Below are 25,997 nucleotides of genomic sequence, written 5' to 3' on the forward strand. Positions count from 1 at the left end.
TGTCATGGCCGGGGGTACCCGTCCGGCGCCCGGCGCGGGGGCGCGTCCGGCGGTCGCTCGGGAACACCGGATCCCGCGGCTCCGGCCCGGTCGCGACGGCCCCGGTCGGGCCGGCCGTGAGGGCCCCGGAGCGGCTCCTTCGACGGGCGGCACCCGAGGGCCCCGATCCGCCCGACCGCCTCACCCGGCACGGCGGAGGACATCGCTTGCCCCGGCGCGGCACGGCCGCGGAACCCTTGTTCAGGGACCTTTCCGCAGGCTATTTTCCTGCTCTGTAGAAAGCGCTTTCCATTCGACCGTCCGAAGAGTGCCCGCATGGAGGCATTTGGTGACAAAGAGAATCGTGCGCATCGCCATGAACGGCGTCACCGGACGGATGGGCTACCGCCAGCACCTGGTGCGCTCCATCCTCGCCCTCCGCGAACAGGGCGGTCTCGACCTCGGGGACGGCGACGTCCTGTGGCCCGAGCCGGTCCTCGTCGGCCGCCGCGCCGACGCGCTGCGCCGCATCGCCGACCGCCACGGCCTGACCGCGTACTCGACCGACCTCGACGCGGTCCTCGCCGACGGCGTCGACATCTACTTCGACGCGCAGGTCACCCCGGCCCGCGCCGAGGCCCTGAAGAAGGCCATCGCGGCCGGTACCCACGTCTACACCGAGAAGCCCACCGCCACCGACCTCGCCGCCGCCCTCGACCTCGCCCGGCTCGCCGGGGCCGCGGGCATCAGGCACGGCGTCGTCCAGGACAAGCTCTTCCTCCCCGGCCTGTGGAAGCTGAAGCGCCTGGTCGACGGCGGCTACTTCGGCGAAGTCCTCTCCATCCGCGGGGAGTTCGGCTACTGGGTCTTCGAAGGCGACTGGCAGGACGCCCAGCGCCCCAGCTGGAACTACCGCGCCGAGGACGGCGGCGGCATCACCGTCGACATGTTCCCGCACTGGGAGTACCTGCTGCGTGAGCTGTTCGGACCGGTCACCTCCGTGTTCGCCCACCTCACCACGCACGTCCCGCGCCGCTGGGACGAGCGCGGCACCCCCTACGAGGCGACCGCCGACGACGCCGCGTACGCCGTCTTCGGACTGGCGGGCGGAGCCGTCGCACAGATCAACTCCTCCTGGGCGGTCCGCGTCGCCCGCGACGAGCTCGTCGAGTTCCAGGTCGACGGCACCCACGGCTCGGCCGTCGCGGGCCTGCGCAACTGCCGCGTCCAGCACCGGTCGGCCACCCCGAAGCCGGTGTGGAACCCCGACCTGCCGACCACCGAACCCTTCCGCGACCAGTGGCTGGAGGTACCGGACAACACCGTGTTCGACAACGGCTTCAAGACCCAGTGGGAGCTGTTCCTGCGCCATGTGGCGCTCGGCACGCCGTACCACTGGGACCTGGCGGCCGGCGCCCGCGGCGTCCAGCTCGCCGAACTGGGCCTGCGCAGCCACGCCGAGGGCCGCCGGCTGGAGGTCCCGGAGCTGACGCTGTGACGATCCACCTGCCGCAGCCCGGCGGCGGACTCCGCCGCTACCAGCCGCGCGCCGAACCGCCGCGCCGCCCGCCGGCCGCCGCCCCCACCTCCCGCAGCGTCTTCGCCGCCGCCCACGTGGTCGCCGACCCGTACGCCGACACCACCCCGGACTCACCGGCCGCCCTCGACTGGGACGCCACCCTCGCCTTCCGCCGCCACCTGTGGTCCCACGGCCTGGGCGTCGCCGAGGCCATGGACACCGCCCAGCGCGGCATGGGCCTGGACTGGGCGTGCGCCGCCGAACTGATCCGCCGGTCCGCCGCCGAAGCACGGTCCCTGGGCGCCCCGGTCGTCTGCGGCGTCGGAACCGACCAGCTCACCGGACCCGCCTCACTCGCCGAGGTGCGCGCCGCCTACGAGGAGCAGCTCGCGTTCGCCGAGGCCGCCGGCTGCCGGGCGGTACTGATGGCCTCCCGCGCCCTGGCCGCGGCCGCCCGCACACCCGACGACTACCTCGACACCTACACCCACCTGCTGCGCCAGGCCGCCGAACCGGTGATCCTGCACTGGCTGGGACCGATGTTCGACCCCGCCCTGGCCGGCTACTGGGGCGCCACCGACCTCGACGCGGCCACCGCCACCTTCCTGCAGGTCGTCGCCGCCCACCCCGGGAAGGTCGACGGCGTCAAGGTCTCGCTGCTCGACGCCGGGCGCGAGGTCGACCTGCGCCGCCGCCTGCCCGCCGGCGTCCGCTGCTACACCGGCGACGACTTCCACTACCCGGAACTCATCGCCGGCGACGACCAGGGCTTCAGCCACGCGCTGCTGGGCGTCTTCGACCCGCTCGGCCCGCTGGCCGCGGAGGCCGTGCGGGCCCTGGACACGGGCGGCACCGGAACCTTTCGCGAGCTCCTCGACCCGACCGTCGAACTCTCCCGCCACCTGTTCGGCACCCCCACCCGCTACTACAAGACCGGCGTGGTGTTCCTCGCCTGGCTGGCCGGGCACCAGTCCCACTTCACCATGGTCGGCGGACTCCAGTCCGCCCGGTCGCTGCCGCACCTGGCCCGGGCGTACCAGCTGGCCGACGGGCTCGGCCTGTTCCCCGACCCGGTCCTCGCCGAGGCCCGCATGCGGGCCCTGCTCACCCTCCACGGGATCGAGCGGTGAACCCCCTCGCCCGCTTCAGCGTCAACCAGATGACCGTGCGCCAGCTGTCGGTACCGGCGCTCGTCGACGCCTGCGTCCGGCTGGCCGTCCCCGCCGTCGGGCTGTGGCGCGAGCCGGTGGCCGAGCACGGCCTGGCCGCCACGGCGAAGCTGGTCCGCGACGCCGGGCTCACGGTGACCTCGCTGTGCCGCGGTGGCTTCCTCACCGGTACCGGCTCCGCGGAACGCGCCCGCGCGCTGGCGGACAACCGCGCGGCCATCGACGAGGCGGCCGCCCTGGGCACGGACACCCTCGTCCTCGTCCTGGGCGGTCTGCCCGCGGGCAGCCACGACCTGGTGGCGGCCCGCGCGCGCATCGCCGAGGCACTCGCCCTGCTGGTGCCGCACGCGGCCGAGCGCGGTGTCCGGCTGGCCATCGAGCCCCTGCACCCCATGTACGCCGCGGACCGCTGTGTGGTCTCCACCCTCGACCAGGCCCTCGCGCTGGCGGAGCCCTTCCCGCCGGCCCGGGTCGGCGTGGCCGTGGACACCTATCACGTCTGGTGGGACGACCGCGCGCCCGCCGCCATCGCCAGAGCCGGCGCCGCGGGGCGCATCCACTCCTTCCAGCTCGCCGACTGGACCACCCCGCTGCCCGCGGGCGCCCTCACCGGGCGGGGCCAGCTCGGCGACGGCCACCTGGACTTCCGCGCCTGGCGCGCCCTCGTCGAAGCCACCGGCTGGCGCGGCCACATCGAGGTCGAGCTCTTCAACGACGGGCTGTGGGCCCGGGACGGCGTGGCCGTCCTGGCGGAGACGGCGTCCCGCTTCGCCTCCGAGGTGTTCTGAACCGCGGCGCGCCCGGCACGGGGGCCGGCCGGTGCGGCGGGCGGACGCCGGGGCGGGGCGTCCCGGGCCCCGGCCGGCGGCCCCGGTCGTCCTGCCCCGTCGTGACGACCCCCGCCGTCCTGCCCCCGTCGTGACGACCCCCGCCGTGACGACCCCCGCCGTCCTGCCCCCTCGTGACGACCGGCGCCGTCCTGCCCCCGTCGTGACGACCCCCGCCGTGACGACCCCCGCCGTCCTGCTCCCTCGTGACGACCCCCGCCGTCCTGCCCCCTCGTGACGACCGGCGCCGTCCGACCTCCGCCGCCCGGCCGCCGGCGCGGGCCGGTGACCGGCCCGGGGCCGGACGGCGCTAACGTGGTCCGTGCCGACCGCGGAGCCCGTGCTGGTCCGGTGCTGGTCGCAGAAGCTGGAGGAGCGGAGAACATGCAGGTCGGAGCGGCCCGGTGAGAATCCTGCACACCTCCGACTGGCATCTGGGCCGGTCCTTCCACCGGGTCGGCCTGCTCGGCGCGCAGCGCGAGGTCATCCACCACCTGGTGGCCACCGTCCGGGCGCGGCAGGTGGACGCCGTGCTGATCGCCGGTGACGTGTACGACCGGGCGGTCCCGCCGCTGGCCGCCGTGGAACTCTTCGACGAGGCGCTGCACCGGCTCGCGGAGCTGGGCGTCCCCACCGTGCTGATCTCCGGCAACCACGACTCCGCCCGCCGCCTGGGCGTCGGCGCGGGCCTCATGGACCGCGCCGGGATCCACCTGCGCACCGACCCGGCCGGCTGCGCCACCCCGGTGCTGCTCTCCGACGAACACGGCGAGGTCGCCTGCTACGGGCTGCCCTACCTGGAACCCGCCCTGGTACGGCAGGAGCTCGGCGCCCCGGCCGGCGGCCACACCGCGGTGCTCCGGGCCGCCATGGACCGGGTGCGCGCCGACCTGGCCGGACGGCCCGCCGGCACCCGCTCGGTCGTCCTCGCCCACGCCTTCGTCACCGGCGGCGCCCCCAGCGACAGCGAGCGGGACATCTCGGTGGGCGGGGTCGCCTCGGTACCGGCCGAGGTCTTCGACGGCGTCGACTACGTGGCCCTGGGCCACCTGCACGGTTGCCAGACCATCACCGAGCGGGTGCGCTACTCCGGCTCACCGCTGGCCTACTCCTTCTCCGAGGCCCGGCACCGCAAGTCGATGTGGCTGATCGACCTGGGCGCCGGCGGCGAGCTGACCGCGGAGCGGGTGGACTGGCCGGTGCCGCGGCCGCTCGCCCGGCTGCACGGCCGCCTCGAGACACTGCTCACCGACCCCGCCCTCGACGCGCACCGCGACTCCTGGGTCGAGGCCACCCTCACCGACCCGGCCCGCCCGGCCGACCCCATGGCCCGCCTCGCCGCCCGCTTCCCGCACGTGGTGAGCCTCGCCTTCGCGCCCGAACAGGCCGAGGAGACCCCCGGCCGCTCCTACGCCCAGCGGCTGCGCGGCCGCAGCGACCGGGAGATCGCCGTCGACTTCGTCGCCCACGTCCGCGGCCAGGGCCCGGACGCTGCCGAGCGCGAGGTGCTCACCGAGGCCCTGGACGCGGTCCGCACCGCCGAAGCCCTCGACGAGGTCGCCCGATGAGACTCCACCGCATGACCGTCACGGCCTTCGGGCCCTTCGGCGGCGCCCAGGAGATCGACTTCGACGAGCTGTCCGCGGCCGGGCTCTTCCTGCTGCACGGGCCCACCGGCGCGGGCAAGACCTCCGTGCTGGACGCGGTCTGCTACGCCCTCTACGGCAGCGTGCCCGGTGCCCGCCAGGCCACCGGCCTCAGCCCGCGCAGCGACCACGCCGGACCGGACGTCCGCACCGAGGTGGTGCTGGAGCTCACCGTCGGCGGACGGCGGCTGGAGGTCACCCGTCGCCCGCAACAGCCGCGCCCGAAGAAGAACCGCACCGGATTCACCACCGAGCGCGCCGTGAGCGAACTGCGGGAGCAGGGCCCGGACGGCAGCTGGCGCGGACTGAGCCGCTCGCACCAGGAGATCGGTGAGGAGATCGGCCGGCTGCTCGGCATGAGCAAGGAGCAGTTCTGCCAGGTGGTGCTGCTGCCCCAGGGCGACTTCGCCCGCTTCCTGCGGGCCGACGCCGAGGCCCGCGGCAAGCTCCTGGGCCGGCTGTTCGACACCGGGCGCTTCGCCGCCGTCGAGGAGCGGCTCGCCGAACAGCGGCGGGAGGCCGAGAAGGGCGTGGTGAGCGCCGACGAACGGCTGCTCAACCTCGCCCACCGGATGGACCAGGCCGCGGGCGACTGCCCCGACCTGGCGCAGCTGCCCCGGCTGGAACCGGCCGGCCCCGCCGTCCCCGACCAGCGCACCCCGTCCGGCACCGGCGCGCGGGGCCGGCCGCGTACCGGCCGCACCGCGCGGGCCGGCGCCGACGGCGACGCACCGGTGCCCGGCCGGCCCGGCCTCGCCACGTTCGTGCTGGAGCGGGCGGCGGTGGCCCGCAGCGGCGCGCGGGAGCGCCGGGACATCACCGCCGGCCGGGTACGGACCGCCGAGGCCGCGCACCGGGCCGCGGGGGAGCGGCTGGAGGAGACCCGCGAACTGGCCCGGCTCCAGCACCGGCACGCCACCGCCCGCCGCCGCGCCGCCGAACTGGCCGCCGGACGCGAGGAGTACGAGCGCAGCGCCCACCGGCTGGACCGGGCACGGGCCGCGGAGACCGTCGCCCCCGCGCTGGACCTGCGGGCGAAGGCCGGACACGAGCACGCGGCGGCCACCGCCGCGGAACGGCGCGCCCGCTCCCGGCTGCCCGCCCGGCTGGCCGACGCGCCCGGCGGGGAACTCGCGGCGCACGAACGCGGACTCCGTGAGGAGCTGGGCCGGATCGCCGCCGCCCGCCGGGCCGAACGGCGGGCCGCGGAGATCACCGCCGAGCTCGCCGCCCTGGACCGGGAGGCCCGCGCCGACGAGGAGACCGTCCAGGAAGCCGTCGACTGGCTCGCCGGATGGGAACCGGCCCGGGCGTCCTACCAGCGGCGCGTCGAGACGGCGGACGCCGCGGCGGCCCGTGCCGAACACCTGGGCACCCAGCTGGAGCCGATGGCCCGGCGGCTGACCGCGGCCGAGGAGCACGAGCGCCTCGGCGACCGGGTCCGGCAGGCCGGCGAACGCGCCCTGCGCGCCCGGGAGCTGGCCGCGGACGCCCGGGCCGGCTGGCTCGACGTCAAGGAACGGCGGCTGCGCGGCATCGCCGCCGAACTGGCCGCCGCGCTGCGGCCCGGCGAGCCGTGCGCGGTGTGCGGATCGGCGGACCACCCCCGGCCGGCACGGGCGGCGGACGGGCAGGTGGACCGGGCGGCCGAGGAGGCGGCGCTGGCCGCCTTCGAGGAGTCCGACGCCGCCCGCAAGGCAGCCGAGGAGGAACTGCAGGCGCTGCGCGAGGCGCGGGCGGCCGCCGAGGCCGCCGCCGGGGGAGCCACCGTGGCGGCGCTCACCGGGGAACTCGCCGACCTGCGTACCGCCGTCGCCGCGGCGCGGCAGGCCGCCGCCGACGGCCACTACGCCCGGGAGGACCTGGCGCACGCGGAGAGCGAGCAGCGGCGCCGTACCGCCCAGCGGGAGCAGGCCGAGCACCGGACGGCCGCGCGCACCTCGCGCCGCGAGACCCTGGCGCGGGAGCGGGACGGGCTCACCGCGGAGGTGGAGCAGGCCCGCGGTGGTGCCGCCACGGTGGCCGAACGGGCCGCCCTGCTGGAGCGGCGGGCCGGGCTGGTCGCCGAGGCCGCCGAAGCGGTGCGCACCGCCGGGACCGCCGCCGCCCGGCTCGCCGACGCCGACGCCCGGCTCGCCGACGCGGCCACCGCCGCCGGCTTCGGCACCCCGGCCGAGGCCGCCGAGGCCCAGCTGCCGGCCGACCGCCGACGCCACCTCCAGGAACGGCTCGACCAGTGGCGCAGCGCGTCCGCGGCGGTGGCGGCGGAACTGGCCGACCCCGAGGTGGCGGCCGCCGGCGAGCGGCCGCCCGCCGACCTCGCGTCCGCGCAGGCCGCCGCCGAGGCGGCCACCGGGGCACTCCGCGAGGCATCCGCCCGGGACGCGGCAGCCCGTGAGCGGTGCGCGGAGCTGGACCGGCTCTCCACCCAGGCGATCGGCGACGCCCGGCGGCTGGCCCCGCTGCGCACCGCCTACGAGCGGATCGCCGCGCTGGCCTCGCTGGCCGCCGGCACCTCGGCGGACAACGAGCGGAAGATGCGCCTGGAGTCCTATGTGCTGGCGGCCCGGCTGGAGCAGGTCGCGGCGGCGGCCAGCGCCCGGCTGCGGCGGATGTCCGCCGGGCGCTACACCCTGGTCCACTCCGACGAGCGGACCGGCAGCCGCCGGGCCGGTCTGGGCCTGCACGTGATCGACTCCTGGACGGGCCAGGAGCGGGACACCGCGACGCTCTCCGGGGGCGAGACCTTCTTCGCCTCGCTCTCCCTCGCCCTGGGCCTGGCCGACGTGGTCACCGACGAGGCGGGCGGCACCCGGCTGGACACCCTCTTCATCGACGAGGGCTTCGGCAGCCTGGACGAACAGACCCTGGACGAGGTCCTCGACGTGCTGGACTCGCTGCGGGAACGGGACCGAGCGGTGGGCATCGTCAGCCACGTCGCCGAGCTCCGGCAGCGCGTTCCGGCCCAGCTGCGGGTGGTCAAGGGCCGCGACGGTTCCACGGTCCACCCGGTCACCGCAGGCCCGGAGTAACCGCGGCCCGCCGGAGGACTCAGGCCCTCGGCTGGGTGAAGCGGATGCGGTTGCCGAAGGGGTCGCGGAGCCCGCAGTCCGTCCCGTACGGGCGGTCGGTGGGTTCCTCGGTGAACTCCACGCCCCGGTCCAGCAGCGTCCGGTACGTGGCGCGGCAGTCGTCCGTGGTGAAGATGAGCCAGCCGCCCATCGCGCCCTTGGTCACCAGGTCGCGGACCTGCTCCGCGGTCTCCTCCGACATCGCCGGAGCGCCCGGCTTCTCGAGCAGGATCTGGCGCTCCGGGTGGCCGGGGACGCTGACGGTCAGCCAGCGCATGAAGCCCATGTCGACGTCGGCGGCGACCTCCAGGCCGAGCTTGCCGACGTAGAAGTCGAGGGCCTCGTCCTGGTCGAGAACGTATATCTGCGATTGCGTGATGGCGTTGAACATGGGGATCACGCTACTGGGGTCCCGGCGCGGAAACTTATCCGAAACTGCTCGGTCGGCGGCCGTCCGTCAGCGGTTTCGGTGCCTCAGCGGTTCCGGCGTCGGCGGGCGGCCGCGTCGGCGGTCGGCGGTCCCGGCGTCCGCGGTGCGCGGCCTCCTCGGCGGTGGGCGGGCGTGCGGGCGGTCAGTCGCTCGGCCGGGACCAGGCCATGGTGAAGCAGGTCGGCACCCCGGCCCGGATGGCTTCCTTCCGGTACGCCCTCGGGGAGCGGCCGACGATGTCGCGGAAGGTGCGGCTGAAGGTCCCCGGGCTGCCGAAGCCGACGTCGAAGCAGATGTCGGTCACGCTGCGGTCGGTCTCCCGGAGCAGGAACATCGCACGCTCGATCCGGCGGCGCTGCAGATAGCGGTGCGGCGTCTCACCGAACGTGGCCCGGAAGACGCGGGTGAAGTGCGCCGGTGACACATGGGCGATCCGGGCCAGCGCCGGGACGTCCAGTGGCCGCGCGTAGGCGCGGTCCATCGCGTCCCGGGCCCGCAGCAGGCGGCGGTTGGTCTCTTCCGTGGCGCGACTCACCGCGCCATCACATCACGCCGCTCCGCCGTCCGTTGGCGCGGGCCGGTGGAGGTGGGCGCCGCCGCGATGGTGGCGGCCGGGTGGGCGAGGGCCGGGCCGCGCCGCCTGGAGGGGTGATCTCTGGACAGCCCATGATCCGGTCTGCAAACATATACGTCATGACGCATGACTATTCGATCATCCCGGAGGTGCGGGCGTGGCCGGCCGGCTTCCGGGCCTACACCGGACACGGCGGACTGCGCGACCACGGGCACGACATATCCGTCGTGGTGTCCGATCGCCCCTCGGCCAGCGCGGCGATGTTCACCAGGAGCCTGTTCGCCGGACCCGCCGTGGTCCTCAGCCGGGAGCACGCCGCGGGGCGGAACCTGCGTGCCGTCACCACGCTGGCCCAGAACGCCAACGTCGCCACCGGGAAGCAGGGCGAGGAGAACGCCGCGGAAGTCGTGGGCCGGGTCGCCGCGATCCTCGGCGTCCCGGACGGCGAAGTGCTCATCGGGTCCACCGGAGTCATCGGGCGCCCGCTGCCGATGGACACCATCCGCGCGCACTTCGACCAGGCCGCCGAGCGGGGCCTCGACGCGTTCCGGGCGCAACCCCTGGACGTGGCGCGCGCCATGATGACCACCGACACCCGGCCCAAGACGGCCGGCCGCACGATCGGGAACACCCGCATCATCGGCGTCGCCAAGGGCGTCGGCATGCTGGAGCCCGACATGGCCACCATGCTGGCCTATCTGTTCACCGACGCGGAGCTGTCACCGGAGGACCTGGACGCGGCGCTGCGCACGGCCGTCGACCAGACGTTCAACTGCCTGAGCGTCGACACCGACACCTCCACCTCGGACACGGTGGCGGTCATCGCCAACGGCGCGGCCGGCCCGGTCGACCTGCCGGCGTTCACCGCCGCGCTGACCGATCTCTGCCTGGACCTCACCCGGCAGCTCGCCGGTGACGGGGAGGGCGCCACCAAGCTGCTGCGGGTCACCGTCACCGAGGCGCGCGACCGTCCGCAGGCCGAGCGCATCGCCAAGAGCGTCCTCAACTCGCCCCTGGTCAAGACGGCCGTGCACGGCGCCGACCCCAACTGGGGCCGGGTGCTGATGGCCATCGGAAAGAACACCGACGAGACTGACATCGAGCCGGACCGGGTCGGGGTCGCGTTCGGCGACATCGAGGTGTACCCCGAGGAGCCCACGGAACGCACGCTGGAGGAACTCACCGGCGTCATGCGGCAGTCGGAGGTCGACATCCGGGTCTCACTCGGCTTCGGGACCGCCGAGGCCACGGTCTACGGCTGCGACCTGTCCGCCGGCTACATCCGGGTCAACGCGGACTACACCACCTGAGCGGTCCCGCGCGCACCCCGGCTGGGCCGGTGGTCGGTCGGGTGATCGCCCGCCGGTGTGGGGATGCCCCGCCCCGAGACGGCGCGCTGTCGGGAGACGACGGACATCGGAACGAAGAACGGCGCTGAGCCGGTCCGGTCTCGATGAGGGCTTCGTTCGACGTCCGCCCGCCTGAGCAGTCCAAGTGGCGGCGGCTGGTGGGCGGGCAGGGCCGCAAAAGCCCCCAAGCGTGGCCTTGAGGGGCGCCCGGGTCCCCGCGGCCGCCGCGGGGACCCACCCCAGGTCAATCCTCCAGCATCGCCGCTCCGTACCCCACCGGTGCCGAGAGGAACAGGAAGAGCCAGTCGCGGTCCTGGGCCTCCATTTCGAACAGGCGCGCCGCCTCACTGGTGTTGCTGGTGAAGATCTGCCAGGCGTCGCCGAAGTCACCTCCGTACTGAGCGACGGCGATCAGGCAGAGGCCGAGGAGCGTGCCCAGGTAGGTGCCGATCGGGGTGGCCAAGGCGCAGGTGACGGCGACCGCCTGGCTGTGGTTGCTGTAGTCTCCGGCGACCAGGCCGGTGACTGCGGCCATCACCAGGGCGCCCCAGGTCATCAGCTCTGCCTGGTCCTTGATGACATGAGCCCAGACCAGGGACAGGCCGACCGTCATGCCAAGTGCGATCAGGATGCCTGTGCCCTCGGTGTCGTCGCTCGACTCGCTCATCCCGTCCCCCTGTGAGATGCGGCGGCCTCTGCAACCAGGGGCGCGCCTGTGGCCACGCACCACCATAGACAAGGACCCGGGCTCGAGCAGTTCCCCGGAAGAACAAGGGCCTCAGAGGCGGCCGGCCGTCGGCCACGATGCCGGTCCCTACGAGGAGCGGAACACCGTCGAGCGGCTGATCGACAAGCTGAGGGCTCAGCGCCGGTTCTCCGTTCCGGTGTTCCTCACCTCCCCTGTCGCACCGCCCGGGCCGGTGTCCGATTGCGCGTAGTCCGGTGCGCGCCCGGTGCGCGCCCGCGCACCGGGCGGCGCGAGGGTGGCGGGACCCGCGGCCACCGGAGCCCGGGTGGGGGAGTGAGCGGCAGTGGGCGGATGGTCAGGGGGTCAGCGCGCGACGGGACAGGGGCGAGGAGTACACCACGCTGGTGGTCACCGGGCCGAGCCCGCCGATCCGGCCGGTCACCTGCTCCAGGTGGCGCATGGACCGCGCCGCCACCTTGATGACGAAGCAGTCCGCGCCGGTGACATGGTGCGCCTCCAGGATCTCCGGCGTGGCGGCGATCAGATCGTGGAACGGCTTGTAGTTGCTGTTGGGGTAGCGCAGCCGGACGAAGGCGAGTACCGCCAGGCCCAGTCGCTCGGGGTCGACCACCGCGGCGTATCCGGTGATGATGCCGGCTTCCTCCAGCCTCCGGACCCGCTCGGTCACGGCGCTGGCGGACATGTTCACGGTGCGCGCCAGCTCGGCGAAGCCCGCTCTGCCGTTGGCCTGCAGGGCGTCGAGAATGCGCCAGTCGATGGCGTCCGGGGAATAGCCGGTCATGGGCGATGTCTAGCAGGGGAATCCCCGGCCCATCAAGGAGATCACCGTGGATCATGGCTTCACCACCGAGGTTGCCGGACCGTAGATTCTTACCCATGACAACGACATCACCGCAGGTCAGCGCAGTCTCCCGGGTTCTTTCGGTGCCTCCGGCCGCTCCCGCCGAGGCCGCCGCGTACTTCGCCTCCCGGCTCGCTTTCCACACCGACGTGTCCGATGTGCATGCCGCGCTCGAAGCCGGCGAACCCGGCTTCGTGGTCGTCGACTCCCGGTCCACCCCCGCCTGGGACCAGGGGCATGTGCCGGGCGCGGTGCACCTGCCGACCGCGCTCATCCCGGAACAGGCGGCGGACCTGCTCGACCCGGCGGTCCCGGTGGTCGTCTACTGCTGGGGGCCCGGCTGCGACGGCGCCACCCGCGCCGCGCTCGCCCTGGCCCGGCTCGGCTACCGGGTCAAGGAGATGCTCGGTGGCATCGAGTACTGGATCCGTGAGGGCTTCGAGGTGGAGACCTGGGAGGGCCGGGAGCGCCGTCCCGCCGATCCGCTGACCGCGCCCGTCGGCGACGGCGCCGACTGCGGCTGCTGACCGCCCGGTTCCGCGGTGCCGCCGCGCGCCGGGTGGCGGGTGCACCGCGGCGCGGGCGGCGAAGGCCGCTCCTTCCCGGGCCCGGCCCCGGCCGTGCTCGTCTCGGCCCGGGCCCTGCCCGCCCCCGCCCTCGGCCCGGTCTCCTCACCGCCCCGGGGTCCTCACCGGTCCGGTGCGCGCGCCCGTCCGTGCGCCGCCGGCGCCGCCCGGTGCGGACCGCGCCGGCCGCTCCGACGGGCCGTCCGGCGCCTCCCGCGGTCCGGTACCGCTGCGGTACCGTTCTGTCATGCCCGCATTGAACATCGAGTTCACCGAAGAGGAACTCGCGGCGATCCGCGAGGCCGCGGCCGCCGACGGCAAGAGCGTCAAGGCGTACGTCCACGACCTGTCGGTGCGGGAACAGCAGCGCCGCCTCTTCGTCCAGCACGCGGCGAAGTTCTGGAACGACCACATCGAGGAGTTCGACGAGGCCTTCCCCGAGGAAGTGCCGCCGACCGCCGGCCGGGGCGCGGCGGCCTGATGAACCTGCGCATCGATCTGCCCTGGCTCCTCGGGGTCCAGGAACAGAAGTTGTACGACGAACCCGCCGTACACGACTACACGGCACTCGCCGCTGCGGTGTCCCGGCACGCCTTCGACGTGGCGAAGTTCGACCACGCACCCGACGCGGCCTGGCGGGCGGCGGCCCTGATGCACTCGCTGGTGCGCCTCCAGCCGCTGCCCGCGCGCAGCAGCCTCTACGCGTGCATGGTGGTCGTCGCCTACATGGCGGCCACCGGCGAGGGGATAGACCCGCCCTACGGCGCCATCGTGGACCTCGCCCGGGACATCAAGGAGTACCGCGTCGAGGTCTACGAATGCGCCGACCGCATCCGCGGTTGGCGGATCTGACCCCGGCCGGGACCGCCGCGGGACGGACCCGGCGGTGCCCGCCGCGCCCGTCCCGGTCCGGACGGCGTCCGGATCAGAGCGCCGACAACTCCTCGACCAGGTCGTCCAGGCCCAGGGACCCCTGGGACAGCGCGGCCATGTGCCACGCCTTGAGGTCGAAGGCGTCCCCGTGCCGCTGCCGCGCCGCCTCACGGCCGGTCAGCCACGCGCGCTCGCCCAGCTTGTAGCCGATCGCCTGCCCGGGCATGCCCAGGTAGCGCACCAGCTCGCTCTCCACGAAGTCCGCCGGCCGTCCGCTGTGCCGGCCGAAGAACTCCTGGGCCAGCTCCGGGGTCCACCGCTCGCCCGGGTGGAACGGCGAGTCCGCCGGGATCTCCAGCTCCAGGTGCATGCCGATGTCCACGATCACCCGCACCGCGCGCATCATCTGGGCGTCGAGGTAGCCCAGCCGCCGCTCGGCGTTGGTGAGGAAGCCCAGTTCGTCCATGAGGCGCTCGGCGTACAGCGCCCAGCCCTCGGCGTTGGCGCTGACCATGCCGACCGTGGCCTGGTAGCGGGAGAGCTGGTCGGCCACGTGCGTCCACTGCGCCAGCTGCAGATGATGGCCGGGGACACCCTCGTGGTACCAGGTGGACACCAGGTCGTAGGCGGGGAACCGGGTCTCGCCCATGGTCGGCAGCCAGGTACGGCCGGGCCGGGAGAAGTCCATCGACGGCTGGGTGTAGTACGGGGCGGCGGCGGTGCCGGACGGGGCGATCATGGACTCCACCCGCTTGACCCGCTCCGCCAGGTCGAAGTGCGTGCCGTTCAGCGCCTCGATGGCCTCGTCCATCAGCCGCTGCAGCCACTGACGGGTCTCCTCGACGCCTTCGACGGCCTCGCCGTGGGTGTCCAGGTGGCGCAGCGCCTCCCACGGGTCGGCCCCGGGAAGGATCTTCGCCGCCTCGGAGCGCATCTCGGCCAGCAGCCGGTGGTATTCGGACCAGCCGTAGGCGTACGCCTCGTCCAGGTCGAGGTCGGTGCCGTTCCAGTAGCGGGACCAGCGCGCGTAGCGCTCGCGCCCGACGACCTCCGGGGCGCCGTCGACACCGGGCCGGTAGACGTCCCGCAGCCAGTCGCGCAGCTCGGCGAGGGCGCCGGTGGCCGCCGCGGCCGCCGCCCGCAGTTCGGCGCGCAGCTCGTCGGAGACTCCGGGGCGGTCCGCTCCGCCGGCCGCGAACTGGGCGAACCAGCCGCCGTCCGTGCCGATCCACTCGTCCAGCTGGCCGATGACGGTGGACACCTGGCGCGGGCCCGCGGGCAGCTTCAGCTCCAGCCCCTCGGCGAGCGAGGCGCGGTAGCCGGCCAGCGCGGCGGGCACCGCGCGCAGCCGCTCGGCGAGGGCGGCCCAGTCCTCCGCGGTGTCGGCGGGGGTGACGGTGAACACCTCGCGCACCGAGTGCAGCGGCGAGTGCAGGTTGCTGACCGCGCGCAGCGGCTCCCGCGCCTCGTGGACGGCGAGCTCGGCGGTGAGCCGCTCACGCAGCAGCCGGGCGCAGCGACGCTCGGCGCCGCTGTCCGCGCCGGGCCGCGCCTCGGCCTCGGCGAGCCGGTCCAGCGTGGTGCGGGCGAGGTCGGCGAGTGCCTCCTGGCCGGCGGGGGAGAAGTCCGGCAGCCGCCGGGAGGACTCGGGCACTCCCATGAAGGTGCCGGCGATCGGGTCGAGTTCGATCAGCGCGTCGACATAGGCGTCGGCGACCTGACGGGGCAGGAGGTATGCGGTATCGGACATGGGGCCATCCTCGTACGCCGGCCGGCGCCGCGTCATCACCGTTTTCGGTTGTGTACCTGATAGGGGAAGGGGCGGCGCCGGGCCGAGCCCCGGCGCCGCCCCTCGCCCGTGCCGGGCGGCGGTCAGTGGCGCGAGTGCGGCGCGGGCAGCGGGTCGGTCGCCGCCGGCTCCGCGGCGGGCGTCAGCCGGGCGGTGATGACCAGCGTGCCCTCCTCGATCTGGTAGTCCAGCGGGAGTCCGAGGCCCCGCATGGCGGCCACCATGCCGGTGTTGGCCGACCGGGTGACCGCGTAGACGTGCGCGCAGTCCGCCTCGGCGGCCATCGCGACCAGCCGCCGCAGCAGCTCGGAGCCGACGCCCCGGCGCTGCCACTCGTCCTCGACCAGCAGCGCGACCTCGGTCTCGTCACCGTCCCACAGCAGATGGCCGAGCGCGACCAGCCGGCCGGACGGCGTGTACGCGGCCAGCGTGCGCCCGTACCGCGGGCTGAGCAGGTGGTCCAGGTAGCGGTCCGCGTCGCCGACCGGGCCGTGGTAGCGCTGTTCCAGGGTCCGGGTGGAGCAGCGTTCGTGCATCGCGCGTGCCGCGGCCAGATCCGCGGTGTCGGCACGCCGCACGGTGATCTCGTTGCCCTCGGGCAGGGTGAGGGTGTCGTGCCGGTGCGGGACCCGAGGCCCCAGCCGGGCGTCCAGCTCGACCAGGGCCCGCGCCCGGGCGAACTCGGTGGGGGTGAACGGCGGGTGCGGCCGCTCGATGGTGATCGAGCCGCCGGACGGGTCGCGCAGCCGCATCACGGTCTCCTCCAGCACCCCCTCCACCGGCAGCGGCCGGCCCAGCGGCCGGCCGCCGAGCGTGGTGGCGGGCAGCGAGTGGATGGTGCAGCGGCCGAGCAGCTGGCGCAGCGCCAGGGGCAGCTCGGCGGCGTCGAGCGCGGTACGGGTGGCCAGGTTGAGCACCCGGGTCGGCGCGTCCACCAGGTCGTGGGTGTCGGCCCGTTCCAGCCAGGTACCGCTGCCGCCGCCGTCCGCCACCGCCCGGGTCAGCTCGGCGGGCTGCAGCCCGCCGGGTGTGCGGAGCAGGAACTCGTCCACCGTGCCGTCGCCGAGCGGATGGGTCTGGAGGGTCAGGATGTCGACGCGGTGCCGGGCGAGTTCGCCGCAGAGCGCGGCGAGGCTGCCCGGCACGTCCCGGACCGTGGTCCGCATCCGCCACAGCGTGGTCTCCTCCCGCGAGGTGTCCGCCGTGGCGCCGGTATCGGTGGCGGTCGGCGGCGGTGCGTGGCCGTGCCGCCGGGCCCACCAGGTGTGGAACGCCGCCGTGCCGAGCAGCGCCGTCGCCGAGGCGATCAGCAGCACCGGCCCGTCCGGGCCGTGCGCGATCGTGTTGGCGATCGCGTCGGCGACCGCCACCGCGGTGAACAGCGCCGCGAGTTCGACGAGGTCACGCCGCCAGTGGTGGCGGCGGAGGGTGTGCGCACAGGTCTGATGAGTCATGCACACACCCTCGCCCAGTGGTGTTGCGTGATCACGAACGTACTGTGACCGCTGGGTAAAGGAGCCTTCTGAAGGCTACTGTCCGGTTTCGTCCGCCGGCCGGACGCGGGAGCGGCACCGCGCTCACTGGCCCACCCGGCCGGGCTGCAGCACCTGGGTGAACAGTACCGCGCCGCCCTCCTCGCGCAGCCGTACCGTCAGCTCCCCGCTGTCCCCGTCGATGTCGACCTCGCCGTAGAACTGGAAGCCCTCGGCCGGGGAGACGTTCGCCCGGTCCGGGGACTTCACGAAGGCCTGCCGCGGCCCGAAGGTGCCGTCCAGCTTCCCCGCCGGGAACCCGCCCGCGTGCAGCGGCCCGGTGACGAACTCCCAGAACGGCTCGAAGTCGGTGAACGCCGCCCGGGACGGCTCGTAGTGCTGCGCCGAGGTGTAGTGGACGTCCGCGGTCAGCCAGACCGTGCCGGTGATCCGCTGGTGCTTGATGTGCCGCAGCAACTCGGCCACCTGCAGCTCGCGGCCGAGCGGCGCGCCCGGGTCGCCCTGGGCGACGGCCTCGAAGTTCGCCGCGCCGTCCGGGACCACCAGCCCCAGCGGCATGTCCGAGGCGATCACCTTCCACACCGCCCGGGACCGCGACAGCTCCCGCTTCAGCCAGGCGAGCTGCCGGGCGCCGAGGATGCCCTGGGTGTTCTCCGGCTGCCGGCCCGGCGAGTTGGCGTCCCGGTGGGTGCGCATGTCCAGCACGAACACGTCGAGCAGCGGCCCGTGCCGCAGCACCCGGTAGACCCGGCCCTCGCCGTCCGCCCGCAGCGTGGAGACGGGGTAGTACTCGGCGAACGCGCGCCGCGCACGCTCCGCCAGCACGTCCACGCTCTTCTCCGTGTACCGGTCGTCGGTGAGGATCTGCCCGGGGTACCAGTTGTTCCGCACCTCGTGGTCGTCCCACTGGGTGACGGTGGGCACCTGGGCGTTGAACCGGCGCAGCGGCGCGTCGAGCAGGTTGTAGCGGAAGTTGCCGCGGAACTCCGCCAGCGTCTCCGCGACCTTCGACTTCTCCTCCGTGGTGACGTTCCGCCAGACGCTGCCGTCCGGGAGGGTGACGGTGGGCAGGATCGGGCCGTCGGCGTAGATGTTGTCGCCGCTGCACAGGAAGAAGTCCGGGTCCCGCCGGCGCATCTCGTCGAAGACGCGGAAGCCGCCGCGGTCCGGGTTGATGCCCCAGCCCTGTCCCGCCAGGTCCCCCGACCACAGGAACCGCACACCCCGGCGGCGGGCCGGGGCGGTGCGGAAGGTCCCGTACACCGGCTCGGCGGCCCGCCGCGGGTCGTCCGGGTCGGTGAGCAGGACCCGGTAGTGCACCTCGGTGCCCGGGGGCAGGCCGTGCAGCGCGGTGGTGCCGGTGAAGTCGGTGCCGGGGCCGACCACCGGGCCGCGCCAGCGGCGGGTACGGCTGAACGACTCGGTGGCGGAGGTCTCCACGACCATCCGGGCGGGCCGGTCCGAGCGCACCCAGACCAGACCCGAGGTCGTCGTCACATCGCCCACCTGGACGCCCCACCGGGCGCTCGGCCGGCCGGACAGCGCCTGGGCCGGCGCCGCCCCGGCCAGGGCCGGCAGCACCGGCAGGGCCAGCGCGGTGGACGCGGCCGCCGATCCCCGCAGCACCGCCCGCCGCCCGAACGCTTCCCCGGAACCGCGCACCATCTGGAACCTCCTGTGGCTGTCGTGCCGGCGGTGGCCCGCCGTGCCGTTCTTCGCACTGGGTTGCTATCGGGGCGAGATGCCACCCACCCGAACGGACAGTGAACAACGGGCGCCGCCGCCCGGGAAGCGCCCGCGCCGCCCTGCCGCCGCACGGGCCGCACCGGGGTGGACGGGGGCCGGGCCGGGCCCGGCCGGCAGTGGACCGGAACCCCGCCGCCGCGGTGACGTCACCGGTCGGACCGACCGCCCTCGACGGCGGCGGCGAGCGCGGCCAGCGCGTCGCGGACGCCGATCGGCGCCCGGTCCGGAGCGCCCCCCGGCCGCGCGGTGCCGGCCAGCAGGTTCCGGGTGCGTACCGACCCGATCTCGCCGACGGTGGGCGTCACCGAGCGGGCCAGCTCCTCGGCGTCCCGCCACCGCCCGGTCCGGAGCAGGCAGTCCAGCAGCCGTGCGGCGAAGATCGCCTGGTAGCCGACCGCGGACCCGGAGTGCCGGGCGGCGCGCTCCAGGAAGGGGACGGCGTCCGCGTGCCGCCCCGCCGCGTGCAGCCCCAGCCCCTCGTGCCCGTCGATCTCGCCCGGGGTGACCCACCAGGCCCAGGCGGGGTCGCCGTTCCGCTCGCCGTCGGCGTGCAGCGAGCGGGCCCGGGCCAGCGACCGGGCACCGGCGGCCAGCCGGCCGGTCCCCATCAGCCCCCGGGCCTCCCGGATCCGGAACATGGCCTCCACCCGCGGCGTGAGCGGGCGGCCCTCCAGGACGGCGCGGGCCAGGGCCAGTTCCTCCCGGGGCCGGCCGAGCCAGCCGGCGTGCATGGCGAGGTTCTGGATGATGAGCAGTTCGATGGAACGGTCCCCGGACATCCGGGCCAGCAGCAGCGCCTCGCGGTTGAGCCGGTCCGCCGCCGGGTGCCGTTCCGCCTCGATGCACGCCCACCCGGCCACCTCGGCCAGTTCCGCGGCGGCCGCCCAAAGGTCGCGTTCGTACCGGGCGTCGTGGTCGCCGGTGCGCAGGCGCCGGTGGACCGCGGCGAACTCCCGGGCGGCCGCTCCGGCGGCGGACCGGCCGGTCATGCTGTTGTCGAGCAGGACGAGACGCTGTGAGGCGGCCCGCACGGCGGCCACCTCGTCGCAGCCGCGGACCGGGTCCGGCCGGTCCGGTTCCGCCGCGGGCCGCGGATCCGGCGGGAACGCCCGGTCGAAGGCCGCGACCAGCCGGTCCGACGGGATCCGCTTCCCGGCCGGTACCCGGGCCAGGCCCGCGGCGTCCTGGCCGAGTGCGCGCGCCGCGGACCCGGTGCTGATCCCGCGCTCCCGGAGGACCGCTGACGCCCGCCGACCGAAGTCCCCCCGGTTGCCCATGCCGGCAAGGGTAGCGACCGGATGCCGGCCGGCCGCCGGCCCACCCGGCGTGCGCGCCCGGCCGCCGCGGGGCGAGCCGGCCCGGACGTGGCACCGATTCGGGTGACAGAACGGAGGTGTCGCCCGGGATGTCACCCCCGAGCGCTACGCTCCGGCCCGATGGAGACCGACTTTGCGGACGAGGCCCGGTCCCGCGTGGTGAGCCTGCTCCGCATGGGCCGCGCTGACGACACCGCCACCCGCCTGAGGATCCGGGACTACGCCGACAGCACCCCGGAGCCGCCCCTGATGGGGCGGGACGGCATCCAGACGCGCGGCTGCCCGCGGTGCCGCCGCACCATGTGGCGTCAGCGGGACGCGATCGGGCTCATATGGGTGTGCGCCGCCTGCGGGCACGTGGAGGAGGACCGGGCGCCGTCCTGAGCACCCGGCCGCCCGCACCGAGCCCCGTCGTGGGCGTCGTCGCGGGTGCCGGCCCGCCGCACCGGGCGCCGACGTGGGTGCCGTCCGCCGACCCCCGGCGGGGCGCCGTCCCGAGCACCCGGCCGCCCGCACCGGGCCGCGCGCGGCCGGACCGGCCGGTTCCGGTCAGCGGGGCAGCAGCCGCACCGCCTCCCGGATGCGGGCCGGCGGCAGGTGCGCGTAGCCGAGCACCAGCCGCACGGCTCCGCCGGGTGGCGGGGGCGCCCCGGTGTAGTCGTCCAGCGGACGCAGTGCCACCCCGGCCCGCCCGGCCTCGGCCAGGAAGCGCCGCTGCGGGCCGAACCGGGCCGGCAGCCGGGCGATGACGTGCAGCCCGGCGGCGATACCGGTGATCTCGGTGCCCGGGTAGCGCTCCGTCAGCTCCGCGACCAGCACGTCCCGACGCTCACGGTAGGCCCGCTGGCAGCGGCGCAGCTGCCGGTCGTAGTCGCCTCGGGTGATGAAGTCCGCCAGCAGCGCCTGGTCCAGGACCGGGTGGCCCAGGTCCATGGTCCGCTTGACCTCCGCCACCGGGGCCACCAGGGCCTCGGGCAGGACCAGCCAGCCCAGCCGGAGCCCGGGCGCCAGGGACTTGCTGACCGACCCGGTGTAGGCCACCCGCTCCGGATCCAGGCCCTGCAGCGCGCCGACCGGCGCCCGGTCGTACCGGAAGTCGCCGTCGTAGTCGTCCTCGACGAGCAGCCCGTCCGCAGCGCGGGCCCAGTCGAGCAGTTCGGTGCGGCGCCGCGCCGAGTACGCGATGCCGGACGGGAACTGATGGGCCGGGGTGAGCACCGCCGCGCGGGCACCGGCGGCGGCGAGCGCCCGCGGCGACATGCCCTCGGCGTCCAGCGGCACCGCCGCCGTGGCCAGACCCGACGCCGCGATCAGCGCATGGTGCTCCGGGCTGCCCGGGTCCTCCACGGCGACCACCCCGGGCCCCGGCGCCCGGGTGCGCAGGACGGTGCACAGCAGCGTCATGGCCTGCGCCACCCCGGAGCAGATGATCACCCGGCCGGGCTCCGCCACCACGCCCCGGCGCCGCGTCAGCAGCGCCGCGACCGCCGCGCGCAGTGCCGCCAGTCCGCACGGGTCGGGGTACCCCAGCCCGTCGTGCGGCAGTTCCGCCAGTACCCGCCGGTGCGCCGCCGACCACGCGGTCCGCGGGAACAGCGACAGGTCGGGCGAGCCGGGCAGGAAGCCGGCCCGCCGGACCTCGGGGGCCGGGTGCCGGGTGGGCCCCGCGGCGGCCACCGCGCGCGCCGCGCCGCTCACCCAGGTGCCCGCGCCCCGGGCGCTGGAGAGATAGCCCTCCGCGGTCAGTTGCTCGTAGGCGTCGGTGACCAGGCCGCGGGAGACTCCGAGGTCGGCGCTGAGCTCCCGGCTGGAGGGCAGCCGGGTCCCGGCGGCGATCCGCCCGGAACGCACCGCCTCGCGCAGCGCGGACTGGAGCATCCGGCCGCGGCCGCGCGGCGGTGCCGAGGCGGTGGGCAGCAGCAGCTCCCAGGCCGCGGTCCAGCCGCCGTCGCCCGGACCGTCGGCCGAAGTGGTCCCCGTAGCAGTCATCGGATTGGACCTTAAGGGGTACCGCACGGCTCCGTAGCGTCCGTCTCATGCTGCGAACCACCCGGGGAGGGTCCCCGTCCGCCCGCCGTCCGTCCGCCCGCTCCGGCGCGTTGTGCGCCGCCCTCGCCTGCGTACTGGTCGGCGGTTCCTTCACCGCCAACGCCGTCCTCGGCGACTATCCGTACGCGGGCGGCCAGGCCCTGCGCTACGGGCTCGCCTGCGCACTGCTGACCTGGCTGCTCGGCCGCGGCGGCACCGCTCCGCTGCGCGACCTGTCCGGGCGTCAGTGGCTGCGGCTGGCGGTCCTCGCCGCGGTGGGCATGGTCGGTTTCAACCTCACCATCCTGGCCGCGGAGCGGACCGCCGAGCCGGCCGTGCCCGGGGTCTTCGTCGGCTGCGCCCCGGTGCTGGTGGCGGTGGTCGCCCCGGCGCTGGACGGGCGGCGGCCGGCCCGGCCGGTGGTGCTCGGCGCGCTCGCGGTGGCCGCGGGCGCGTTCACCGTGCAGGGGTGGGGGCGCACCGACACCGCCGGGTTGCTGTGGTCGCTGGGGGCGCTGGCCGGGGAGGCCGGCTTCGCTCTGCTGGCGGTGCCGGTGCTGCGTCCGCTCGGCCCCCGGCTGCTGTCCGCGGCGGCCTGCGGGATCGCCGCCGTCGAGTCCTGTGTGCTCGGCCTGCTGATGGACGGCGGCGACTGGCTGCGACCGCCGGACACCGGTGAGGGGCTCGCCCTGCTGTGGCAGGCGGTGGTGGCCACCGTGGTCGGGTTCGTGCTCTGGTACATCGGTGTCCAGCGGATCGGCGCGGAGCGCGCCACCCTCTTCTCCGGTCTGATCCCGGTCTCCGCGGCCGCCACGGCGCCCCTGGTGGGGGCCGGTGGCTACGGCGTACCGCAGGCGCTGGGCAGCCTGCTGGTGGCGGCCGGTGTGGGGCTCGGCTCCGGCGTCCTTGGCGGCGGCCGGTCAGCGGCTGCTGCCGTCCAGGATGACGCGGGCCACCAGCGCCGGGTCGTCGTTCATCGGCACATGGCCGCAGCCGGGCAGCCGGATCAGCCGGGCACCGGGGATCGCCTGCTTGGCCCGGACGCCCTGGCGGCGCAGCAGCACCCGGTCCCGGGTGCCCCAGCCGATGGTGACGGGGACGTCCGGCAGGTCCTCGGTGAAGCGGGTGTGGCGGCCGGCGGCGAGGGTGGCGGCGAACCCGGTGGCGCCGCGGAGCGCCCCGGTCTCGGCGGCGACCGCCTCCGGTGAACGGCGGCCGGGCCGGGCGTAGATGGCCCCGGTGAGCGCGCCCCGGCCGACCGCCGAGCGGGCCAGCACCCGCACCGTCGGCTGCGGCAGCAGGAGCGCGCCGGCCCGCAGCCCGGCCAGCACCCCGAAGGCGTAGCGGCGTTCGGCCTCGGTCCAGAACCCGGCGGGGGCGAGCGCGGTGACGGTCCGTACCAGGCCGGCCCGGCCCAGGGCGAGGGAGAGCAGGCCGCCCAGCGAGTTGCCCGCGATCCGGGGGCGGTCCAGCCCCAGGGCCCGGAAGAACCCGCCGAGCACCGGGACCACGCCCGGCAGGTCGTAGGCGACGCCGTCCGGCAGGGCCGCCGAGGCGCCGAAGCCTGGGAGGTCGGCGGCGATCACCTCGTGGGTGGTGGCGAGGATGTCCAGCACCGGCTCCCACGCCTGCCAGTGGTGGCCGACGCCGTGCAGCAGGACCAGCGGTTCGCCCGAGCCGCGGCGCTCGTAGACCATCCGCACGGTGCGCTCCCCGGAGGCGGTGGAGACGGGAAAGGAGACGGTGGTGGCCATCGGGGCTCCTTGCTCTCTCGGCAGCGGCGGACTCTCGGCTGGGGAGGACTCCCGGCGGCGGCGAGACTCTCGCGAGACAGGATGTCAGCAATGGTTACCACTTGGTAAGTCCCCTGTCGTGCCCGGGCAGCGGGTCCGGGCACGGGGCCGCGGCCCGGCCCGGCGGCATTACTGGACAACATGCCCCACTGTCGGGTGGGATAGGCCGGTGACCTCAGCCGACACCGCGACCGACGTGTTCCAGCAGCACCGCCCGGTGCTCCTCGGAGTGGCCTACCGGATGCTCGGCCACGTCGCGGACGCGGAGGACGTGGTCCAGGAGGCCTGGCTGCGCTGGTCCGGCGCCGACCAGGCCGGAGTCCGCGACCCCCGCGGCTATCTGGTGCGCGTCACCACCCGGCTCGCCATCGACCGGCTGCGGCAGACCCGGTCCCGTCGTGAGGCGTACGTCGGGCCGTGGCTGCCCGAGCCGCTGCGCACCGACTTCGGCACCACCGTCCCGGACACCGCCGAACGCGCCATGCGGGCCGAGACCGTCTCCTTCGCCGTGCTCGTCGTGCTGGAGTCACTGTCACCCCTGGAGCGCGCCGTGTTCGTCCTCCGGGAGGCGTTCGGCTTCCCGTACGGGGAGATCGCCGCCGCACTGGACCGCACCGAGGCCGCGGTGCGGCAACTCGCCGGCCGGGCCCGGCGGCACGTCGAGGAACGCAAGCCCCGGTACGCCGTGGACCCGGCCCAGCAGCGCGACCTGACCGAGAGGTTCATCGCCGCGGCGGCCGGCGGCGACCTGGCGCGACTGCTGGCGCTGCTCGCGCCCGACGCCCGGCTCGTCGGCGACGGCGGGGGCAAGGCCCAGGCCCCCCTGCGCATCCTGCGGACCGCCGACCACATCGGCCGCTTCCTCGCCGGTGCCGCCGCCCGGCTGCCGGGCGCCGAGGTCACGCTCGCCGAGGTCAACGGCGGGTGGGCCGGTGTGGTGCTGCTGGACGGCAGGCCCGACATGGTCTTCAGCCTCGACGTGGCCGACGGCGCGATCCGGTGCGTGTACGTGGTGCGGAACCCGGAGAAACTCGCCCGGCTCGCCATCTGACCCGGCCCGGCCGCGACCCCGGCCCGGCCGGGGCCACCGGGGGCTTCCCGCCGCCGACGCCTCCGGCCGTCCGTGCGAAGCTGCGATCACCGCGGTCGGACCCAGCGCGTACGTCCGGCGGTGGCCGATCGGGCAGCGCATCCCGTTCCCCGCCGACACCATCCCGTTCCGGGAGGTCCTCCCCTGCGAAGGCGACCTCCGGATCAAGGCCCTGGACGAGCCCACCCTGCCCGAACCGCCGGGGCACGGCGAGGCGGGCGCCGGGTCCCGCGGCGCCTGCCGCAGCGAGGACGGCGAGTTCCCGTGGACCGACGACCACTGGCGGCTGAGCAGTGTGCCGGACGGCGCCACCCCGCCGGCGAGGGTGCTCCGCCAGCCGCGCGGCCACGACGACCTGTACGAGCCGCCGCCGCAACGGGCCGCGGGACCGGGGCCGGTGCTCCAGCCGGGCGCGCGGTGCGGCGCCCCCGCCTACTCCTCGATCGCGCCGTCGACGCGCCGCAGGTGCCGGCGGAAGGTGTACGCGGGATCGGCGGCGCGCCGGGCCAGGAAGTCGTCGAAGCGCGTCTGCGCGCGCAGCGTCTCGCCCGCCCGGATCCGGGCGGCCTGTTCGCGCTCGGTCCGCCGGATCCGGTGCGCGGTCGCCAGCACGCCGTCGACCCGGTCGGCCGCGACGAACAGCACGCCGTCGTCGTCCGCGAAGACCACGTCCGCGTCGCTCACCAGGTGGGGGCCGAAGCGCGCGGTGCGCAGCGCCTCGGGCTCCCGCTCGTCCAGCCGGAGCGGGCCGACCGGGAAGGCGCCGTAGCTGAACACCGGGAGACCGATCTCCACCAGCTCCGGGGTGTCGCGGTGCAGCCCCCACACCACCAGGCCCGCCAGCCCGGCCGCCTGGGCCTCCAGTGCCGCCAGGTCGCCGACGCAGGCCTCGTCCGGCCGCCCGCCGTTGTCGACGACCAGGACCTCACCGTCCGAGGCCGTCCCGAAGGCCTCCAGGAACACGTCCACGCTGCCGTAGTGCCGGGCCGGCCTGACCCGGCCGGCGAGCCGCTGTCCGGGCCCGGCCGCCCGGATGCCCGGCGGCGCGGCGCGCAGCGGGACGCCGTCGCGGACACAGGCGTCGGCCAGCAGCGGTGTGGACAGGGTGGCGAAGTCCTCCGTCATGGTTTCCTCCCTGGCGGGGTCCGGTCACCGGGTGACCCGCGGACGCGGCGGTCGGCGCGGCGAT

22 protein-coding genes and 2 pseudogenes are annotated in these 25,997 nt (G+C 75.4%); 13 read left to right on the forward strand and 11 right to left on the reverse strand.

Annotation, left to right across the window (positions count from 1 at the left end; genetic code table 11):
- Positions 1-328 precede the first annotated feature (328 nt).
- From ACH4B3_RS25225 to ACH4B3_RS25245, 5 genes are all read left to right on the forward strand, one after another.
- Positions 329-1,477: a Gfo/Idh/MocA family protein gene (locus tag ACH4B3_RS25225; RefSeq protein ID WP_398466311.1), complete on the forward strand. Its 1,149-nt coding sequence runs from the start codon at positions 329-331 to the stop codon at positions 1,475-1,477.
- The gene (locus ACH4B3_RS25230) at positions 1,474-2,628 is read left to right on the forward strand and encodes a dihydrodipicolinate synthase family protein (RefSeq protein ID WP_398466313.1); all 1,155 of its coding nucleotides are present in this window, start codon (positions 1,474-1,476) and stop codon (positions 2,626-2,628) included. The genes ACH4B3_RS25225 and ACH4B3_RS25230 overlap by 4 nt, the downstream gene beginning before the upstream one ends.
- Before the next feature lie 29 nt (positions 2,629-2,657).
- The gene (locus tag ACH4B3_RS25235; protein WP_398466478.1) at positions 2,658-3,455 is read left to right on the forward strand and encodes a sugar phosphate isomerase/epimerase family protein; all 798 of its coding nucleotides are present in this window, start codon (positions 2,658-2,660) and stop codon (positions 3,453-3,455) included.
- Positions 3,456-3,898: 443 nt separating this feature from the next.
- Positions 3,899-5,062, forward strand: a complete 1,164-nt coding sequence (locus ACH4B3_RS25240) for an exonuclease SbcCD subunit D (protein ID WP_398466314.1) — start codon at positions 3,899-3,901, stop codon at positions 5,060-5,062.
- Positions 5,059-8,172, forward strand: coding sequence for an AAA family ATPase (locus ACH4B3_RS25245; RefSeq protein ID WP_398466316.1), 3,114 nt, complete (start codon positions 5,059-5,061; stop codon positions 8,170-8,172). Before ACH4B3_RS25240 ends, ACH4B3_RS25245 begins: the two co-directional genes overlap by 4 nt.
- A gap of 19 nt (positions 8,173-8,191) precedes the next feature.
- Here the strand turns inward: ACH4B3_RS25245 and ACH4B3_RS25250 are convergent, their stop codons facing one another.
- Entirely contained in the window at positions 8,192-8,602 is a 411-nt protein-coding gene (locus tag ACH4B3_RS25250) for a VOC family protein (protein WP_398466318.1), read from the reverse strand.
- Positions 8,603-8,783: 181 nt separating this feature from the next.
- On the reverse strand, positions 8,784-9,176 hold the full coding sequence (locus ACH4B3_RS25255; RefSeq protein ID WP_398466320.1) for a helix-turn-helix domain-containing protein: 393 nt from the start codon (positions 9,174-9,176) through the stop codon (positions 8,784-8,786).
- Positions 9,177-9,334: 158 nt separating this feature from the next.
- Here ACH4B3_RS25255 and argJ point away from each other — a divergent pair, with 158 nt between their 5' ends.
- A complete protein-coding gene (gene argJ, locus ACH4B3_RS25260; protein ID WP_398466322.1) occupies positions 9,335-10,525 on the forward strand; it encodes a bifunctional glutamate N-acetyltransferase/amino-acid acetyltransferase ArgJ in 1,191 nt (396 codons plus the stop codon).
- Between the two features lie 283 nt (positions 10,526-10,808).
- Here the strand turns inward: argJ and ACH4B3_RS25265 are convergent, their stop codons facing one another.
- A complete protein-coding gene (locus ACH4B3_RS25265; RefSeq protein WP_398466324.1) occupies positions 10,809-11,231 on the reverse strand; it encodes a hypothetical protein in 423 nt (140 codons plus the stop codon).
- Positions 11,232-11,314: 83 nt separating this feature from the next.
- Between ACH4B3_RS25265 and ACH4B3_RS25270 the strand changes: the two are divergent.
- Positions 11,315-11,433: pseudogene (locus ACH4B3_RS25270) on the forward strand (IS5/IS1182 family transposase); the annotation flags it as partial.
- Between the two features lie 174 nt (positions 11,434-11,607).
- Here ACH4B3_RS25270 and ACH4B3_RS25275 read toward each other — a convergent pair.
- Positions 11,608-12,054 carry an Lrp/AsnC family transcriptional regulator gene (locus tag ACH4B3_RS25275; protein WP_398466325.1) on the reverse strand — a complete coding sequence of 149 codons (447 nt, stop codon included), beginning with the start codon at positions 12,052-12,054 and terminating at the stop codon, positions 11,608-11,610.
- A gap of 95 nt (positions 12,055-12,149) precedes the next feature.
- Here ACH4B3_RS25275 and ACH4B3_RS25280 point away from each other — a divergent pair, with 95 nt between their 5' ends.
- From ACH4B3_RS25280 to ACH4B3_RS25290, 3 genes are all read left to right on the forward strand, one after another.
- Positions 12,150-12,641 carry a rhodanese-like domain-containing protein gene (locus ACH4B3_RS25280; protein WP_398466327.1) on the forward strand — a complete coding sequence of 164 codons (492 nt, stop codon included), beginning with the start codon at positions 12,150-12,152 and terminating at the stop codon, positions 12,639-12,641.
- A gap of 286 nt (positions 12,642-12,927) precedes the next feature.
- Positions 12,928-13,161 (forward strand): hypothetical protein, encoded by a 234-nt coding sequence (locus ACH4B3_RS25285; protein ID WP_398466329.1) that lies wholly within the window; start codon positions 12,928-12,930, stop codon positions 13,159-13,161.
- The gene (locus ACH4B3_RS25290) at positions 13,161-13,532 is read left to right on the forward strand and encodes a toxin Doc (RefSeq protein WP_398466331.1); all 372 of its coding nucleotides are present in this window, start codon (positions 13,161-13,163) and stop codon (positions 13,530-13,532) included. The genes ACH4B3_RS25285 and ACH4B3_RS25290 overlap by 1 nt, the downstream gene beginning before the upstream one ends.
- Before the next feature lie 73 nt (positions 13,533-13,605).
- Here ACH4B3_RS25290 and ACH4B3_RS25295 read toward each other — a convergent pair whose 3' ends face one another.
- The 4 genes from ACH4B3_RS25295 to ACH4B3_RS25310 form a co-directional block, all read right to left on the reverse strand.
- Positions 13,606-15,303 carry a DUF885 domain-containing protein gene (locus tag ACH4B3_RS25295; RefSeq protein WP_398466333.1) on the reverse strand — a complete coding sequence of 566 codons (1,698 nt, stop codon included), beginning with the start codon at positions 15,301-15,303 and terminating at the stop codon, positions 13,606-13,608.
- Positions 15,304-15,425: 122 nt separating this feature from the next.
- Entirely contained in the window at positions 15,426-16,796 is a 1,371-nt protein-coding gene (locus ACH4B3_RS25300; protein WP_398466335.1) for a GNAT family N-acetyltransferase, read from the reverse strand.
- Between the two features lie 123 nt (positions 16,797-16,919).
- Entirely contained in the window at positions 16,920-18,500 is a 1,581-nt protein-coding gene (locus tag ACH4B3_RS25305) for an alkaline phosphatase D family protein (RefSeq protein ID WP_398466337.1), read from the reverse strand.
- A gap of 227 nt (positions 18,501-18,727) precedes the next feature.
- Positions 18,728-19,858: an XRE family transcriptional regulator gene (locus ACH4B3_RS25310; protein ID WP_398466339.1), complete on the reverse strand. Its 1,131-nt coding sequence runs from the start codon at positions 19,856-19,858 to the stop codon at positions 18,728-18,730.
- Positions 19,859-20,017: 159 nt separating this feature from the next.
- Here ACH4B3_RS25310 and ACH4B3_RS25315 point away from each other — a divergent pair, with 159 nt between their 5' ends.
- Positions 20,018-20,281 (forward strand): hypothetical protein, encoded by a 264-nt coding sequence (locus ACH4B3_RS25315; RefSeq protein ID WP_398466341.1) that lies wholly within the window; start codon positions 20,018-20,020, stop codon positions 20,279-20,281.
- A gap of 165 nt (positions 20,282-20,446) precedes the next feature.
- On the opposite strand, the gene ACH4B3_RS25320 is transcribed toward ACH4B3_RS25315, so the two are convergent.
- Entirely contained in the window at positions 20,447-21,886 is a 1,440-nt protein-coding gene (locus ACH4B3_RS25320) for a PLP-dependent aminotransferase family protein (protein ID WP_398466343.1), read from the reverse strand.
- Between the two features lie 47 nt (positions 21,887-21,933).
- On the opposite strand from ACH4B3_RS25320, the pseudogene ACH4B3_RS25325 reads away from it, so the two are divergent.
- Positions 21,934-22,806, forward strand: a pseudogene (locus tag ACH4B3_RS25325) (DMT family transporter); the annotation flags it as partial.
- 39 nt (positions 22,807-22,845) lie between these two features.
- On the opposite strand, the gene ACH4B3_RS25330 reads toward ACH4B3_RS25325, so the two are convergent.
- Positions 22,846-23,679: an alpha/beta fold hydrolase gene (locus tag ACH4B3_RS25330; RefSeq protein ID WP_398466345.1), complete on the reverse strand. Its 834-nt coding sequence runs from the start codon at positions 23,677-23,679 to the stop codon at positions 22,846-22,848.
- Positions 23,680-23,887: 208 nt separating this feature from the next.
- Between ACH4B3_RS25330 and ACH4B3_RS25335 the strand changes: the two genes are divergently transcribed.
- Positions 23,888-24,769, forward strand: a complete 882-nt coding sequence (locus ACH4B3_RS25335; protein ID WP_398466347.1) for an RNA polymerase sigma-70 factor — start codon at positions 23,888-23,890, stop codon at positions 24,767-24,769.
- A 471-nt stretch (positions 24,770-25,240) separates the two neighbouring features.
- Here the strand turns inward: ACH4B3_RS25335 and ACH4B3_RS25340 are convergent, their stop codons facing one another.
- Positions 25,241-25,933 carry an RraA family protein gene (locus ACH4B3_RS25340; protein WP_398466349.1) on the reverse strand — a complete coding sequence of 231 codons (693 nt, stop codon included), beginning with the start codon at positions 25,931-25,933 and terminating at the stop codon, positions 25,241-25,243.
- Positions 25,934-25,997 lie beyond the last annotated feature (64 nt).

The organism is Streptomyces sp. NPDC018031 (assembly GCF_044327625.1).
Taxonomy (GTDB): Bacteria; Actinomycetota; Actinomycetes; order Streptomycetales; family Streptomycetaceae; genus Streptomyces.